We start from the raw sequence: 15,680 nt of genomic DNA, 5'->3' as shown, positions 1-15,680 counted from the left end.
CGGCGCATCACTCGCCCGCCTTGTGAACGGAGCCCTGCCATGACCACCCAGCTTTCGGTCAACGTCAACGCCATCGCCTATCTGCGCAATCGGCGCGATTTGCCCTGGCCATCGGTCACGGGACTGGCGCGCATTTGCCTGGATGCCGGCGCGATGGGGATAACCGTGCACCCGCGTCCGGACGAGCGGCACATCCGCACGACGGATGTGCATGAGTTGAAGGCCCTTCTGCAGGAGCCAACCTATCAACACGCTGAGTTCAACATGGAAGGCTATCCCGAAGAGCGGTTCTTGAGTCTCTGCGAAGCCATTCGTCCCGACCAGGTGACGCTGGTGCCCGATGATCCGGCGCAATCAACATCAGATCATGGCTGGGACGTGCCTGCCCACGCAGACCTGTTGAAACCAGTCTGCGAGCGCATGCACATTTTTGGTGCGCGGGTTTCATTGTTTGTCGATGCCGACCCGGCAATGGCCGAGCCGACCAAAGTGGTGGGCGCAGACAGGGTCGAGCTCTACACCGGCCCGTATGGCCACACATTCGATCCGGTCGCCAAAGCCGAAGAGTTAGCGAAGCTGAAGGCGGCAGCCGAGGCTGCTCATGCAGCAGGCCTCGGCATCAATGCCGGTCATGACCTCACCATCGACAATCTACCACCGCTCATCGATGCCGCACCGATGATTGATGAGGTTTCCATCGGCCATGCCCTCACAGCCGACGCCCTCACCCATGGCTATGCAGAAGCTGTACGGCTTTATCGAGCGGCGTGTGGGCAACAAGTATAGCGGTTAGGAAGCTGATACTGGGCGAGTGCCAACAAACCTAAACGCCACCGTCGTCATTCCTGTGCTTGTCACAGTAATCCATTCCAACGGGCTCTCCGCGTCATTGCGATAATCAAGGACTCATTGGAATGGATCCCCGCCACAAGGGCGAGGATGACGCAATAGAGTGGTCCGCACCATCTTACCCTCTTGACCCATCCTTCATTTTACTATTGAACGCCGTACCGAACCGTACAGTACGGCAAATTCAGGAAATCCCTTGTCCATCGCCAACGACAACCAGTCCGCCGACAAAACGGCCACCACGCATGAGAGCAGCGAGTTCTCGCCGCGCCAGAATGCCGTGCTCGCCGTGGCGTTGGAGATGCTGGTCGATGGCGGCGAAAAGGCACTGACTACGGCCGGTCTCGCCAAAGCGGCCAACTGTTCCAAGGAGAGCCTCTACAAATGGTTCGGCGACCGCGACGGCATACTGGCCGCAATCGTCAGCTATCAGGCGTCCAAGGTTGGTGGCGCAGATGATCGAGCCTCGCCATCCTCGCCGGAAGCCTTCAAGGCCGCACTGACAACCTTTGCCGAAGACTTGCTGGCGGTCCTGCTTTCCGATACCTCGCTGGCGCTTAACCGCCTCTCGATCGGCCAGGTGCGCGGCGAACAAGCGCGCGGAGAAAAGGCCGGTCTGGGCGGCGTTCTGGTCGAAAAGGGTAAGCGCCGGATCGAGGCGCGGGCCATTCATCTGCTCGCCCATGGCAAGCATCAGCGCTTCATCAGTTTCGACGATCCCGTGTCCACCTATTCCACGCTTTACGGTCTCATCATCGGCGATGCGCATATCCGCGCGCTGCTCGGCGATGATCCGCAGATCAGTGAAGACGGCCAGAAAGCGCACGCCGCCCGCGCCGTCGATCAGTTCCTTACCCTACACACCAATCAACCTCTCTAAAGACCTCCAAGGAGTGCACACGATGCGCGTTTATTACGACCGCGATGCGGACATCAATCTGATCAAGGACAAGGGCGTCCTGATTGTCGGCTACGGCTCACAGGGCCATGCCCATGCCCTCAACCTGCGCGATTCCGGCGTCAAAGACGTGCGCATCGCCCTGCGCGAAGGTTCCGCCACGGCCAAGAAAGCCGAAGGCGCTGGCTTCACCGTGATGACGCCCGCCGAGGGTGCCAAATGGGCAGACGTCGTGATGATGCTGACCCCGGACGAGCTGCAGGGCGACATCTATGCCGACAGCCTAGCTGGCAACATGAAAGACGGTGCTTCGCTGGTATTTGCCCACGGCCTCAATGTGCATTTCAACCTGATCGAGCCACGCGCTGACCTGGATGTGTTTATGGTCGCACCAAAAGGCCCAGGCCACACGGTACGTTCAGAATATCTGCGCGGTGGCGGCGTGCCAACGCTGATCGCCATCCATCAGGATGCGACCGGCAACGCCCACGACATCGCCCTCTCCTACGCCTCGGCCAATGGTGGTGGCCGCGCCGGCATCATCGAGACAACGTTCCAGGAAGAGTGCGAAACCGACCTTTTTGGCGAGCAGGTTGTGCTCTGCGGCGGCATGGTGGAACTCATCCGCGCTGGCTTTGAAACCTTGGTGGAAGCCGGTTACGCGCCAGAAATGGCCTATTTTGAGTGCCTGCACGAAACCAAGCTGATCGTGGATTTGATCTACGAAGGCGGCATCGCCAACATGAATTACTCGATCTCCAACACGGCTGAATATGGCGAATATGTCACCGGCCCACGCATCATCACGCCAGAAACCAAGGCAGAGATGAAGCGCGTTCTGGAAGACATTCAGTCCGGCAAATTCACCCGTGACTGGATGCTGGAAAACAAGGTCTCACAGACCTCGTTCAAGGCGACCCGCGCCCGCAACGCCGCCCACCCGATTGAAGAAGTCGGCGAGAAGCTGCGCGGCATGATGCCGTGGATCAGCGAAAAAGCCCTGGTCGACAAAGAGAAGAACTAATAGCGACGCGGTCGGGCGGAACGCCCGGAGCGAAGTGCAAGACAAACAAGAAGCCCCGGATCGCATCCAGCGTCCGGGGCTTTTGCATTGGCGGCACCTTCGCTTATCGTCTCGACATGGCAACCAAAGACGATTACGCCGCGCTCGCCGAAGCCCATTGGAAACTGCCGATCAAAGGTAAGGCCAATCCTTACACGTCGATGAACGGCAACATGTTCTCGTTCCTCAGCAAGGAAGGCGACATTTGCCTGCGCCTCAGCAAGGACAATCAAACCGCCTTTTGGAAGGCCCATGGCGGTGAACCGGTCAAGCAGTATGGCTCGGTCATGCAGGGCTACGTGGCGCTTTCGCAGGACGTGCTCGCTGACGAAGAAACAAGCCGACACTGGTTTGAGCAATGTTTAGCCGATGCACAGGCCCTGCCCGCCAAGCCGACCAAAAAGCGCTAGCGCACGATTGTCAGCCGTTCCGCAGCCCTCGTAATCGCCGTATAAAGCCAGCGCTCGCGATAGTCCTTGAACGCCCAGCTCTCATCGAAGAGCACGATATGGTCCCACTGTGAGCCCTGCGCCTTGTGAACCGTCAGCGCGTAGCCAAAATCAAATGCATCCATCGACCGCGGCACGGGCGGCGCATTCTCTGGGTCTTCAAAGGCCATCGCCGACAGCCGTACCTTTTGGCTGACGCCCTCATCCTCGGCCCGCACCAGAGCCTGCAAGGTGTTGCCCTTGCGCCGTCCAACCGATGCCACATGCCAGAGCGAGCCATTGAGCAAGCCTTTCTCAGAGCGATTGCGCAGGCACACCAGCTTATCGCCCTGAGAGGGAAGCAGTCCCGCATACCCCTTTAACTCGCGCAGCCGCCGATTGTACTTCCGGCGTGTCTTGTTGGTGCCGACCAGCACCTGGTCGGCCTCCAAGACCTCGCTTTGCTCAACATCCGATCGGCTAATCACTTTGCTCTCGCCGTATGACCCATGCTCCAGCCGCCCGCCCATACGCACAATATCGGCCATCTCGATGATCGGGTTTTCGCGCGCCTGGCGATGGATTTCGGTGAGCAGAACATCCGGCTCATGGTCGGTGAAGAACCCTCCACCGGAAACCGGCGGCAATTGCCCTGGATCACCCAAAACCAGGATTGGCGTGCCGAACGACAACAGATCACGGCCGAGTTCCTCGTCTACCATCGAGCACTCATCGATGATGACAAGATCGGCTTTGGACACCGGGGAGGATCGATTGAGCGAAAAGAGCGGCGAGGATTCGCCGGTCTCGTCGTCGGCTTCCTCGCCTTTCGGTCGGTAGATCAGCGAGTGAATGGTGCGCGCATTCTCCGCGCCCTTGGAGCGCAGAACCTGCGCTGCTTTGCCCGTAAAGGCCGCGAACTGCACATCGCCTGAGACGTCTTCAGCAATCAGCCGGGCGAGAGTCGTTTTGCCCGTTCCGGCAAAGCCGAACAGCCGAAAAACCGGACGATCCGGGGCGCGAAACCAGGCCCGCACAGCCTTGATCGCGTCTTCCTGTTGGGGGGAGAGATTCATGGCGCTGGTTTAGCCGAGTTCGCCCCGGCTAAACTAGTCTAAAATGGCCGCTCGAAGCCAGTTAAGCCAGCGCGGCCGATGCTTCCTGGACTTTTTGGATCGACGTATCGACGAGTTGCGCGGCGTCGGCGATATCGCGCACGCCTTCGCTGATCTGGCGCACACCATCGGCAGCCACCTGCATGGAGCTCGACATCTCACTGGTCGTCGCCGATTGTTCTTCGACCGCCGATGAAATCACGGTCGTGATCTCGTTGATCTTCATGATCGTCTCCGAAATCACCTTGATCGCATCGACCGCTTCGCCTGTGCTTGTCTGAACGCGTGTGATGCTCAGGCCGATCTCTTCGGTGGCCTTGCTGGTTTGCGTGGCCAGCGACTTCACCTCGCTAGCGACGACGGCAAAGCCCTTGCCAGCCTCGCCTGCCCGCGCTGCCTCGATGGTCGCGTTGAGCGCCAAAAGATTTGTCTGTTCGGCGATATCGGAAATGAGTTTGACGACGTTCTCAATCTCGTCGGCAGCTTCGGAAAGACTGCCGACCGTGTCGGTGGTTTTTTCGGCATCTTTTTCAGCCTGACGCGAGATGTTGCTCGCTTCGACAACCTGCTGGTTGATCTCATTAACCGAAGCGACGAGTTCTTCGATGCTTGCCGCCATCGCCTGCACATTGTTGGAGGCCTGGTCCGAGGATGACGCCACTGTTGCCGCCTGTTGGTTGGCGCTCGATACCGCTCCGGTGATCTCGCCAATGTCGCGCCCGATCACCTCCTGCGCCTCAAGACGACGCTGGCGCGACTCAACTTCGGCTGTGATGTCGGAGGCGAATTTGACGATCTTGTAGACCTTGCCGCTGCTGTCCAGCAGCGGATTATAGCTTGCTTGAATCCAAAGCTCTTCGCCGGACTTCACACGCCGACGAAACTCGCCTGACCGCGGCGTTCCACCCGCAAGGCCGCCCCAAAACTCTTCGCAGGATTGATGGCTCACATCATCCTCGAACATGAACATGCGATGGTGTTGTCCGACCATCTCTTCAAGCGAATAGCCGGCAACGGCCAAAAAATTCTCATTGGCGTCGATGATCGTTCCGTCGGGTTTGAAGGAGATGACCGCCTGCGAGCGGCCGACGGCCTCGATTTGGGCCTGATAATCCTGCCGCGCCAGACGGTCGGCGGCATCACGCCACTCCACAACGGTGCCAAGGCGCTTTGGACCATTCATGATCGGTTGCGCGATCAGATCGAACTGTACACCGCCAACCGTGATGGTCGTTTCGAACAGGCCGTCCATCTTGGCGATCATGCGCTTTTGGTGTTCGGGATCCTTGTGAAAAATATCAATGTTGGCGCCGACAAGTCCCTCGACCTTGAAGGCCGGCAGGTCGTTTTGAATGTCCCCCTCCGATTCCGTCAGAAACGAGATCAACGCCTGATTGATATAGACGATGTTACGGTCGTTATCGGCGACCATCACACTCGCGGACAGGTTCTCAAGGACAGTCAGCAGACGTGTCGTCTGCGTGGAGGAAGAACGGCCAAACATATCACACCCATAGTTTGTGTTTTGGCCGTTCTACGCAGTTTCACTTAACAACTTCTTGCTAATACAACTTATGATTGCAATTCCAGCTTAATCTACACGCCTCGCGTCAAGTTTTGGGCCATTCTGGCAGCACTTACGCGAGCGCGGCCGCTGTTTCCTGAACCTGGTGTACGGACGCATCCACCGATTGGGTCGCTTCGGCGATCTCGCGCACATCCTCGCTGATCGCACGGACGCCATCGGCTGCAACCTGCATCGAGCCTGACATCTCCCGGGTCGTTGCCGATTGCTCTTCAACGGCAGAGGAAATGATCGTGGTTATCTCGTTCACCTTCACGATCGTGTCGGAAATCATCTTGATGGCATCAACCGCCTCGCCAGTGCTTGATTGAACACGGGCGATACTCTGACCTATTTCTTCAGTTGCCTTACCGGTCTGCATGGCCAGCGATTTGACCTCGCTGGCAACCACCGCAAAGCCTTTGCCCGCCTCCCCGGCCCGCGCGGCCTCGATGGTGGCATTCAGCGCCAGCAGATTGGTCTGCTCGGCAATATCAGAGATCAGGCTCACAACATGTTCGATCTGGCGTGCAGCCTCCGACAATGACGCCACCGTCGCGGTGGTGCGTTCCGCCTCCACTTCGGCCTGGCGTGAAACGGTGCTGGCCTCAATCACCTGGCCGTTGATCTCACCGACCGATGCGACGAGTTCTTCAATGCCGGCCGCCATTGCCTGCACGTTTTCCGAAGCTTGGTCGGACGATGCCGACACCGAAGAGGCACGCTCCGTCGCACGCGACACCGCGCCAGTGATCGATTCCAAATCGGTTTTGATCGCAACCTGTGCGCTCCGCCGCCGTTCTCGCCGCAATACGACGTCGGTGATGTCGACGGCAAAAACCACGATTTTGTAGACGGCACCTTGCTTGTCGAGCAAAGGCGAATAGCTGGCACGCAGCCAGAGCGGCGCACCATCTTTGCGCACGCGTTCATACTCGCCCATTTGCGCCTTGCCGGCGCGCAGCTCATCCCAGAACTTTTGCTGGTCCGGCCCAGAAACTGTGTCCTGCGGTACAAACAGGCGTTGGTTCTTGCCGAGAATGTCCTCAAGCTCGTAGCCGGTCGCCTCGCAGAAGGCTGCGTTCGCTTCCAGGATCTCGCCTTGAGGGTCAAACGCGATAACCGCTTGGCTGCGGCCAACCGCTTCGATCTGCGCTTGATAGTCATCGCGGGCGATCCGTTCGGCCGCGTCGCGCCACTCAACGAAGGTGCCCATGCGCTTGCCGCCACAAACCACCGGTTCAGCCTTCAGATCAAACATGGCCTTACCGACTTGAATGGTCGTCTCAAACGGCCCGTTGAGCTTGGAAATCATCGCCTTTTGGTGCGACGGGTCCTTGTGGAACACATGCATGTTCGACCCGACCAACTCCGACACTTTGAAGTGCGGCAGCTTTTCCTGAATGTCCGCTTCGGCCTCTTTCAGAAAGCGTTCCAGCGCCTCGTTCAGATAAACGATGTTGTCTTTGGCATCGGCGATCATCACGCAGGATGCCAGCCTGTCCAACACCGCTGCCTGCATCGCCACCGGTTCGTTGCGTCCCAATAGACCAAACATTCAGATCACCCTTTCATGCATTCTCCTTCAACACTGATAGGGTGATGGGCCTTAACAAAAACCGTATCGAGCAAGACTATTTCCAAGTATTTGCTAGGTAAAATCCCGCAAATTTCTACCCTTGATTGTTAAACGGCTCCGCCTAAACCTTCAGCACCGCGACGAACGGCAGCAATTCCCGTACGGGAAACTTCAACAAGACCGATTTCCGCCATCAAATCGATGAAACGATCGATCTCGCGTGAACGGCCCGCCAATTGGAAAACGAAGCTTTCCAGCGTTGCGTCTTCCGGCGTCGCGCCAAAGGCCTGAGCCAAGCGTAGGGCTTCGAGCCGCGCTTCGCCTGTGCCTGCAACCTTGACCAGCGCAAGTTCGCGCTCCAACGGATCGCCGCCTTCAACGGTAAGGTCAGCCACCTGATGAACCGGCACAAGCCGATCAAGCTGATGGCGGATCTGTTCCAGGATCGCCGGCAGACCGGTTGTGACAATGGTGATCCGCGAAAGGTGCTTCTCGTGCTGCGTTTCGGAGACGGTGAGCGAGTCGATGTTGTAACCGCGCCCGGAGAAAAGGCCGATCACCCGGGCGAGGACGCCCGGTTCGTTGGTGACCACCACTGAGAGCGTGTGGGTTTCCACTTCCGTGCCAAGGTCGGTGAGGAAGTAGGCCGATCCGGTCGGCTGATGCTGTGCGTTCATAATCGTGTTCCTTAAACCAGCATTTTGCCGGAATCATCGATGGCGGTCTCGATGTCCTGCTCAGGCACATCATCGCCAAGCAACATTTCATTGTGCGCCTTGCCCGACGGGATCATCGGGAAGCAATTGGCCAGATTGGCAACCACGCAATCGAAGATTACCGGCCGCTTCACATCGATCATCTCCTGGATCGCATCGTCCAACTCGTCCGGCTTTTCCGCGCGGATGCCGACGGCCCCATAGGCTTCGGCCAGCTTCACAAAGTCCGGCAAAGCTTCGGAATAGGAGTGCGACAGGCGATTGCCGTGCAACAGCTGCTGCCACTGGCGCACCATGCCCATATAGGAGTTGTTGAGAATGAAGATCTTCATCGGCAGCTCGTACTGAACCGCCGTCGAGACCTCCTGCATCGTCATCTGCACCGAGGCGTCCCCGGCAATATCGATCACCAGCGCGTCGCGATGCGCCACCTGCACACCCAGCGCCGCCGGCAGGCCGTAGCCCATCGTGCCGAGCCCGCCCGACGTCATCCAGCGGTTGGGTTCTTCGAAGCCGAAATACTGCGCCGCCCACATCTGATGCTGACCGACCTCGGTCGTGATGTAGGTCTCATGGCCCTTCGACTTCTCGTACAGCCGCTGGATCGCATATTGCGGCATGATGACCTTGTCATTGTGCTTGTAACGCAGCGAGTCGCGCGAGCGCCAATGATCGATCTCGCCCCACCAGCTCTTCAACGCGGCCTTGTCCAGCTTGTGCGAGACCGACGGCCAGAGCCGCACCATCTCTTCCAGAACATGGCCCACATCGCCGATGATCGGCACATCGACGCGGATCACCTTGTTGATCGAGGACGGGTCGATATCGATGTGGATTTTCTTCGACCCCGGCGAAAACGCATCGGTGCGCCCCGTGATCCGGTCATCGAAGCGCGCGCCGATGTTCACCATCACATCGCAATCGTGCATGGCGAGATTGGCCTCATAGGTCCCGTGCATGCCGAGCATGCCCAGCCACTGCGGATCGGACGCGGGAAACGCGCCGAGACCCATCAGGGTCGAGGTGATCGGCATGCCGGTGGCGCGCACCAGTTCGCGCAGCAATTGTGAGGCCGCTGGCCCCGAATTGATCACCCCACCGCCGGTATAAAAGACCGGCTTCTTGGCGGTCGCGATCAGCTCCATCGCCTCGCGAATGGCCTCGCGGTCGCCCTTCAGCTTGGGGCGATAGCCTTCATAGCCGGTGCGGGCGCGGCCGTTTTGCGGCCCCTCATAGGTTCCGACGGCGAACTGCACGTCCTTGGGAATATCGACGACAACCGGGCCAGGCCGACCGGTGGTGGCGATGTAAAAGGCTTCGTGCAGAACGCGCGGCAGATCGTTCACGTCGCGCACCAGCCAATTGTACTTGGTGCAGGGCCGCGTGATGCCGACCGTGTCGCATTCCTGAAACGCATCATTGCCGATCAGATGCGTCGGCACCTGCCCGGTGATGCAAACCATAGGGATGGAATCCATCATCGCATCGGTGAGCGGGGTCACCATGTTGGTGGCGCCGGGGCCGGAGGTGGCGAGCGCCACGCCACATTTGTTGGTTGCGCGGGCATAGCCCTCGGCGGCATGACCGGCGCCCTGCTCGTGGCGAACGAGAATGTGCTCAATCTCGTCTTGTTGAAAGAGCTCGTCATAGATCGGCAGGACGGCGCCCCCCGGATACCCGAAAATATGCTCCACACCCTGATCTTTCAGGGCTTGGATCACCATCTCCGCCCCTGTCATTTCCCGTGTCATTGGCCTGTCCGTTCACACATTCGTTGGTCGTTTACTTGGGTTCGTCATTCATGTCGTTTGGTCGGCTTGCGCCATGCGATGGCAGGCGACCAGCATTGTTGCTTCAGGCAATAAAAAAGGCCCTTCGAAGAGGGCCTTTGCGCACACCGGATTGTTTACGAAACCTATCTGGTTCCGCACCCGGTGTGCTTACCTACAAGTACAATGCTGGTTGCATGTGTCATCATGCGTGGGTCGTAGCCGATGATCGGCGAGTGGTCAAGGATCCGATTGACCTACTAGAGGCCACAGTCGATGGGAAATCTGGCCTGGACGCGGAAGTTTGCTGTGCCTTAAATCGAGTTGAGCCGCGTAACACAAGCCATCATTCGACTGGCGGCCCAACGGCCTGTTTCGAGCGTTAATCATGCTGAGCTTACAACTGCCGGGCTGAAAGCACGTAACCCTCACAAATGGCGAACACCAGGTCTTCCTGATCTAATTGCCTTAGTTTTTCAATGTGGGGATGGTCTTTTGCAATCTCCAGGAGCCTATCCTTCGGTGTATCTTTGTAATTATCAACGAAGAATTCGAACAATTGAAATTCGTCCTCTGCTTTAACGCCTTGTTCTTTAAGCTCACCGAAATAGGCATTCCCGTACTTCTGATACGCCTCAAGCTCGACACTAGACAGGGGACATGACAACATTACATTACGACCGCTTTTTGTCTCAACTGATACTGTAGCCGTGGTGCTTTTTTCATGAACTAGAACTTGCTTCACAACCCCGAGAGTTCCGTTACCTTCTGTCTCTTCAAAAAAGTATTCTTGCCCAACAAAAAGCCTACTACTTTCACCGCCCGCCGCGATTTCAACGGCAGGTCTTCCGTCAAAAGTCTCCGGAAGCTGTGGGTACTTTCTAATGCTTTCCATAATGGCATATGCATCGGAATGGCGCCTTTTGCTCTTATAGGCTTCCGTAAGGGTGACGGGACCGACTTTTGCAAAATCCGGGATTCCTAGTCCGTATGCCAAAACCGCCTTCCCTACACGCGTGTCGTCAAGCGCGTGGTGATAAGGGAAGTTGGTCACGAATACGTATGCTTCCTGTCTATCCTTAAGATGCCTCTCGCGGTCAGCCAATCTATTGTATGCTCTCGGGCTCCACGATGGCTCACCGTCATTCTTTTCTGGTCCCGCATTGACATCAACAAAAATCAACCTCTTGTCGGGAGCCGGTTTCTTCAGCGCTTCGTTGACGTGTTTCGAGATTTGTGACGTAGGGTCGGTTCGCTTAGCGCTGTCTAGTTTTGATTTGCCTAGAAAGCCGGCAGAACTTCTCATTTTTGCTTCTACCCAATACTTTTTTCCCGTCGAAGGGGATTTTGCAGAAAACTCACAGTGCTTTGCGCTTCCGTCAGTTTCATCTTCGAGCTCTATTTCAAAACCAGCGCGAATTAGGCAGTTCGCAACTATGAGCTCATAGTAAGCGCCCTGGAACTGTTTGATGTTTTTCAGCCGTGCTACAAGCAGATTTTGAAGTTCAACATTGTGCTTAATGAGATAGAGATTGTACGCAAGCCCTAGATAACAGTAAGTCGCACCGGTCATATCGGCAGAAAACAGTTCACCGTCTCCCTTAGAAAGCCTGCTTTGGAGTTCAACTATCTTTTTGTGCCAGATTACGATTGGGTGGGCGACTTCATTGGGTTTCTCGAATTCTTCGGCACCCCATCCTTTTCCAAAAACGTGCCCCATGTAGTCGAAAAGAAAATCGGGAAAGGTCTTCCATTTCTTTGAGTAATGGACCGTGTTTCCCGTTGCGACTAGCTGATAGTCATCCAATTCCACACCGACAATGGGCCTCCCAAGCCCCTGTTGCATTACCCGTATTTTTTCCCTTGCATCGGCTTTGCGCACAGCGAGGTTAACCGCTTCAGATCTACCGATATGCGGCTCACCCTCTCCAGGTACGGCGGGGTAATGGCACTTTTTATATTTTCTTCCGCTTCCACACCAACACGGTTTGTTTCGCCCGAACTTGGACATTCAGCACAACCTCGATCGAATGATTCACTTATGCAAATATCATCTATGCTGCCGAATGTCCGGGATGATAAAGCTGTGGGGTAGCGCTGGCCTAGGGTCAGTGGTTCGTGCGAGGCCAATTCTCCCTTTCTGTCGCGGTTAATTTGCAACCAGCAATCATAGCTAACAGTGGAGCCACACAAAAACCCGCTCCCTCAAATCCGAGACTTTCCACCCGACGAAAAACCAACTGGCGCTGACAGGCCAGATTGCCGAAAGCGTTTCCATGACCACCACCCCTGCCCCAGACAGCAGCACTTTCGCCGCGCCGTCCTTCGTCCGTCAGCGCGTGGCCGTCTCCATCATGTTCTTGATGAACGGCCTGCTGGTGGGCGGCTGGGCACCGGCGATCCCAGTTTTCAAGGACAATCACGCGCTTGCTGAAAGCCAGCTTGGCCTGATGATCCTGCTGATCGGCATCGGGTCGCTGCTCACCATGCCGATCACCGGCGCGATCATCGCGCGGCGCGGCTCAACCGGCATCCTCAAAATTGCTGCCGCCGCCTGCGTCTTCCTGCTGCCTCTGGCCCTATTCGCGCCCACGCTCTGGCTCGCCGGCATCGCGCTTTTGATGTTCGGCGGCGGGCTCGGCTCTATGGACGTTGCAATGAACGCCAACGCGGCGCGCGTGGAAAGCGTGCACGGCAAGCCAATCATGTCATCCTGCCACGGGTTCTGGTCGCTCGGCGCGCTGATCGGATCGGGCGTCGGCGGCACGCTGCTCGGCTTTTTTGGGCTCGGCACACAAGCGCTCAGCATTGCCGCCATGATGCTGATCGGCACGGTGCTCGCCGCGCCGCGCATCATGGCCGACGAGGTGGAGCGTGGCGAGGGCATAGAAAAACCCAAGCTCGCCCTGCCCCGCACGCTGGCGATCTATCTGATCGCGATCATCGCCTTTGCCGGGTTCACGGCCGAAGGCACGGTGCTCGATTGGGCAGCGCTCTTCCTGCGCGAAGATCGCGCCGTGCCCGAATGGATGGCCGGTTACGCCTTCGCCGCCTTTGCCGGCACCATGGCGCTGGTGCGCTTTGTCGGCGATCCGGTGCGCACGCGGCTTGGCGATCTGCGCACCATGCAAATCTCCGCGCTGCTCGCCTTTGTCGGGTTCTTGACCGCCGGGCTCGCGCCAAACCTCACCGGCACGTTGATCGGCTTTGCGATTGCCGGTCTCGGGCTCGCCAATGTGGTGCCGATCGCCTTTGCCGCCGCTGACCGGGTGCCCGGCATTCCGCGCGGCATCGGCATTTCGATCGCAACCTTCTGCGGCTATGCAGGGATCTTGGTGGCGCCGCCGCTGATCGGCTTTGTGGCCGAGCATGTGGACTATGCCGTCATCTTCGCCTGCGTCGCCGTGCTGCCGCTCTACTGCCTGATGGCGGCCCGGACGGTCAAGCAAACCTAGGGCTCGATGATCTCCACATTCATGCGGGTTGCGTACACCGTAACCCGCACCAGCGGCGTGCCGTTGATGATGGCCCGGGCCGTATCAGGGCGCACGATGCCGCGCGACATCAACCGCTCGAAGCGCCCGCGCTCATGGCGGTCGTGGAACACCGGGTCGTCTTCATCCTCGGCATCGGGCTGCTCGAACCGGTGATAGTTGGCACGGTCCTGGCGCAGGATCGCCGGGGCCGTGTCCAAGCGCTGGCCAGCCGACGTGAAATGGTCCTGTTCGCTGATCCGCGCCGTGTACTCGGCAAGCACCCTGCCCTGCGCCCATCCGGTTGCAGGAGCCAGCAACGCCGCAGCCAACAGTGGCAGAACCAGCAGGGCCAAAACCATCGCCATCACGCGCATGCATTTTCCTCGTTTACCATCCAGTCGGCCATCGCCTCGACGCTCATCGTTGAAGGATCAAGGCGCGGCCAATCACCCATCTGCCCGCGAAACCATGTCTCCTGCCGCTTGGCATAACGGCGGGTCTCGATGGTCAAGGCGTCCAGGGCAGCCTCGCGGGTCATATCACCGTCGAGATAGGCACTGATGACCGAAACGCCAATGGCCCGCATCACCGGAAGCTCGGGCGAAAGGTCGCGCGCGCGTAAGGAGCGAACCTCTTCCAGGGCTTCGTCGCAAAGCATCGTCTCCGCCCGCCCTCGGATGCGTTCTTCGAGCCAATCACGCGGAGGTGCCAGAACCACATGGCGGGTCTGCTGCAGGTCCACCACCGCGCCCTCCGGCGGCAGTTTTTGCCACTCGGCCAGAGATCTGCCGGTTGCGAGCAGAACTTCCAGCGCCCGCGCCACCCGTTGGCTGTCGGTTGGCGAAAGCTGCTTAGCCATCGCCGCATCGAGTTCACCGTGCAGAACCACCGGCCCGTCTTGTGCCAACCGCTCGCGGACGTTCGTGCGGATGGCGTCGGGGATATCGGGTATCGGCGCAAGCCCTTCAGTCAGGGCGCGGAAGTAGAGCCCCGTTCCACCGACGAAGATGACCGGTTTATCCCCGGTTTGTTCCAGAACGTCTGCCGCTTTGTCGCGCCAAACAGCTGCACTTAGTCCGGACGAACCGTCGATTGTTCCGGAACAAAAGTGCGTTAGTCGCGACTCTTCTTGGTGGCTCGGGCGCGCCGTGATGATCCGTAAGTCCTTGTAAACCTGCATGGAATCAGCATTGACGATCACCGCATCGCCCAATCGCGCGGCAATTTCAGCCGCAAGTGCCGACTTGCCGCTCGCCGTTGGCCCTGCGATAAGCAGCACCTGCCTCGTTCCCCCAGATTTTTGAGCCCTTTGCATGACCCACCTATGCACGCTGATCGCCGACCGCACCACCCGCATCCTGACGCCGGCGGTGCGTGACAAGGCGGCCGATGTCATCACCGACACGCTTGGCGTTGCCGTCACTGTCGATGAACTGTCCGATCACGCCGCCTATGATCTGGCCTTCACGCCGCAAGACAAGCAAAGCCTTGATAGGCTTGCGGAAAAGGTGCGTCACGCGCTGGACCCGCTGCCCGTTGATGTTGCGCTGATGCGCAAGGACGGTCGCCGCAAGAAGCTGTTCTTGGCTGATATGGACTCCACCATGATCGAGCAGGAATGCATTGACGAACTGGCCGATCAGCTTGGCATCAAGGCCCATATCGCAGCCATTACCGAACGTGCCATGCACGGTGAGATCGACTTCGAGCCAGCGCTGCGCGAACGCGTTTCCATGCTGAAGGGGCTGTCGGAAAGCATCATCGATACCGTTTTCGCCGAGCGCATCACCTTCACGCCGGGCGGCAAGGAACTGCTAGCCACCATGCGGCAGGCAGGCACACGATGCGTGCTTGTCTCCGGCGGGTTCACGCATTTCACCCAAAAGGTCACTGATATCCTTGGTTTTTCGGCCAATCACGCCAACCAGCTACTGGTCGAAGATGGCCTTCTCACAGGCGCGGTTGCCGAGCCGATCCAAGGCAAAGAGGCCAAGAAAGCGCATCTCGAAAGCTACGCCAGCGACCTCGGTATCGGCCTTGAGCAAACGCTGGCCATCGGCGATGGCGCCAATGATCTCGGTATGATTGAGGCGGCTGGCCTCGGCGTGGCGTTCCGCGCCAAGCCCGCCGTTGTCGAGCGCGCCGATGCCGCCCTCCAGTTCAGCGATCTTACCGGAGCGCTTTACCTGCAGGGTTACAAAGACGCCGACATCGCTGGCTAAG

Annotated in this window: 14 protein-coding genes; 6 read left to right on the top strand and 8 right to left on the bottom strand. The window is 58.3% G+C overall.

All coding sequences use genetic code 11. From position 1 onward, the window contains the following. The first annotated feature begins 39 nt into the window (after positions 1-39). The 4 genes from JJ917_02545 (at position 40) to JJ917_02530 (ending at position 3,220) form a co-directional block, all read left to right on the top strand. Entirely contained in the window at positions 40-786 is a 747-nt protein-coding gene (locus JJ917_02545; protein ID MBO6697691.1) for a pyridoxine 5'-phosphate synthase, read from the top strand. Positions 787-982: 196 nt separating this feature from the next. Further along, a complete protein-coding gene (locus tag JJ917_02540) occupies positions 983-1,729 on the top strand; it encodes a TetR/AcrR family transcriptional regulator (GenBank protein ID MBO6697690.1) in 747 nt (248 codons plus the stop codon). A gap of 22 nt (positions 1,730-1,751) precedes the next feature. Continuing rightward, entirely contained in the window at positions 1,752-2,771 is a 1,020-nt protein-coding gene (ilvC, locus tag JJ917_02535; protein ID MBO6697689.1) for a ketol-acid reductoisomerase, read from the top strand. A gap of 116 nt (positions 2,772-2,887) precedes the next feature. After that, positions 2,888-3,220, top strand: coding sequence for a hypothetical protein (locus JJ917_02530; GenBank protein ID MBO6697688.1), 333 nt, complete (start codon positions 2,888-2,890; stop codon positions 3,218-3,220). On the opposite strand, the gene JJ917_02525 is transcribed toward JJ917_02530, so the two are convergent. From JJ917_02525 to JJ917_02500, 6 genes are all read right to left on the bottom strand, one after another. Continuing rightward, positions 3,217-4,314, bottom strand: coding sequence for an ATP-dependent RecD-like DNA helicase (locus JJ917_02525; protein MBO6697687.1), 1,098 nt, complete (start codon positions 4,312-4,314; stop codon positions 3,217-3,219). The genes JJ917_02530 and JJ917_02525 overlap by 4 nt on opposite strands. Before the next feature lie 61 nt (positions 4,315-4,375). Then, positions 4,376-5,857, bottom strand: a complete 1,482-nt coding sequence (locus JJ917_02520; protein ID MBO6697686.1) for a PAS domain S-box protein — start codon at positions 5,855-5,857, stop codon at positions 4,376-4,378. A gap of 133 nt (positions 5,858-5,990) precedes the next feature. Then, complete coding sequence (locus tag JJ917_02515) at positions 5,991-7,475, bottom strand: PAS domain-containing methyl-accepting chemotaxis protein (GenBank protein ID MBO6697685.1); 1,485 nt, start codon at positions 7,473-7,475, stop codon at positions 5,991-5,993. A gap of 128 nt (positions 7,476-7,603) precedes the next feature. After that, positions 7,604-8,173 carry an acetolactate synthase small subunit gene (gene ilvN / locus JJ917_02510; GenBank protein ID MBO6697684.1) on the bottom strand — a complete coding sequence of 190 codons (570 nt, stop codon included), beginning with the start codon at positions 8,171-8,173 and terminating at the stop codon, positions 7,604-7,606. Between the two features lie 11 nt (positions 8,174-8,184). Then, entirely contained in the window at positions 8,185-9,951 is a 1,767-nt protein-coding gene (locus tag JJ917_02505) for an acetolactate synthase 3 large subunit (protein MBO6697683.1), read from the bottom strand. A 427-nt stretch (positions 9,952-10,378) separates the two neighbouring features. Beyond that, the gene (locus JJ917_02500; protein MBO6697682.1) at positions 10,379-11,992 is read right to left on the bottom strand and encodes an SEC-C domain-containing protein; all 1,614 of its coding nucleotides are present in this window, start codon (positions 11,990-11,992) and stop codon (positions 10,379-10,381) included. Between the two features lie 265 nt (positions 11,993-12,257). On the opposite strand from JJ917_02500, the gene JJ917_02495 reads away from it, so the two are divergent. After that, positions 12,258-13,436: an MFS transporter gene (locus JJ917_02495; GenBank protein ID MBO6697681.1), complete on the top strand. Its 1,179-nt coding sequence runs from the start codon at positions 12,258-12,260 to the stop codon at positions 13,434-13,436. On the opposite strand, the gene JJ917_02490 is transcribed toward JJ917_02495, so the two are convergent. Together JJ917_02490 and miaA are read right to left on the bottom strand one after the other, a co-directional pair. Next, positions 13,433-13,831, bottom strand: a complete 399-nt coding sequence (locus JJ917_02490; protein MBO6697680.1) for a hypothetical protein — start codon at positions 13,829-13,831, stop codon at positions 13,433-13,435. The genes JJ917_02495 and JJ917_02490 overlap by 4 nt on opposite strands. Then, positions 13,822-14,772, bottom strand: coding sequence for a tRNA (adenosine(37)-N6)-dimethylallyltransferase MiaA (gene miaA, locus JJ917_02485; GenBank protein MBO6697679.1), 951 nt, complete (start codon positions 14,770-14,772; stop codon positions 13,822-13,824). The genes JJ917_02490 and miaA overlap by 10 nt, the downstream gene beginning before the upstream one ends. Here miaA and serB point away from each other — a divergent pair. Then, positions 14,771-15,679 (top strand): phosphoserine phosphatase SerB, encoded by a 909-nt coding sequence (serB, locus tag JJ917_02480; GenBank protein MBO6697678.1) that lies wholly within the window; start codon positions 14,771-14,773, stop codon positions 15,677-15,679. The genes miaA and serB overlap by 2 nt on opposite strands. Position 15,680: the final 1 nt, after the last annotated feature.

It is taken from the genome of Hyphomicrobiales bacterium (assembly GCA_017642935.1).
In the GTDB taxonomy this organism is placed as follows: Bacteria; Pseudomonadota; Alphaproteobacteria; order Rhizobiales; family MH13; genus MH13.
Note: the sequence above shows the minus strand (reverse complement) of the source record. Positions and strands in the feature narration are given on the sequence as shown.

What these genes read in the sequence shown, in the direction of transcription:
- miaA (MBO6697679.1), bottom strand. Translation starts at nt 14,772, where the DNA reads ATGCAAAGGGCTCAAAAATCTGGGGGAACGAGGCAGGTGCTGCTTATC.
- serB (MBO6697678.1), top strand. Translation starts at nt 14,771, where the DNA reads ATGACCCACCTATGCACGCTGATCGCCGACCGCACCACCCGCATCCTG.
- JJ917_02530 (MBO6697688.1), top strand. Translation starts at nt 2,888, where the DNA reads ATGGCAACCAAAGACGATTACGCCGCGCTCGCCGAAGCCCATTGGAAA.
- JJ917_02515 (MBO6697685.1), bottom strand. Translation starts at nt 7,475, where the DNA reads ATGTTTGGTCTATTGGGACGCAACGAACCGGTGGCGATGCAGGCAGCG.
- ilvN (MBO6697684.1), bottom strand. Translation starts at nt 8,173, where the DNA reads ATGAACGCACAGCATCAGCCGACCGGATCGGCCTACTTCCTCACCGAC.
- JJ917_02505 (MBO6697683.1), bottom strand. Translation starts at nt 9,951, where the DNA reads ATGACAGGGGCGGAGATGGTGATCCAAGCCCTGAAAGATCAGGGTGTG.
- JJ917_02495 (MBO6697681.1), top strand. Translation starts at nt 12,258, where the DNA reads ATGACCACCACCCCTGCCCCAGACAGCAGCACTTTCGCCGCGCCGTCC.
- JJ917_02545 (MBO6697691.1), top strand. Translation starts at nt 40, where the DNA reads ATGACCACCCAGCTTTCGGTCAACGTCAACGCCATCGCCTATCTGCGC.
- ilvC (MBO6697689.1), top strand. Translation starts at nt 1,752, where the DNA reads ATGCGCGTTTATTACGACCGCGATGCGGACATCAATCTGATCAAGGAC.
- JJ917_02500 (MBO6697682.1), bottom strand. Translation starts at nt 11,992, where the DNA reads ATGTCCAAGTTCGGGCGAAACAAACCGTGTTGGTGTGGAAGCGGAAGA.
- JJ917_02525 (MBO6697687.1), bottom strand. Translation starts at nt 4,314, where the DNA reads ATGAATCTCTCCCCCCAACAGGAAGACGCGATCAAGGCTGTGCGGGCC.
- JJ917_02490 (MBO6697680.1), bottom strand. Translation starts at nt 13,831, where the DNA reads ATGCGCGTGATGGCGATGGTTTTGGCCCTGCTGGTTCTGCCACTGTTG.
- JJ917_02520 (MBO6697686.1), bottom strand. Translation starts at nt 5,857, where the DNA reads ATGTTTGGCCGTTCTTCCTCCACGCAGACGACACGTCTGCTGACTGTC.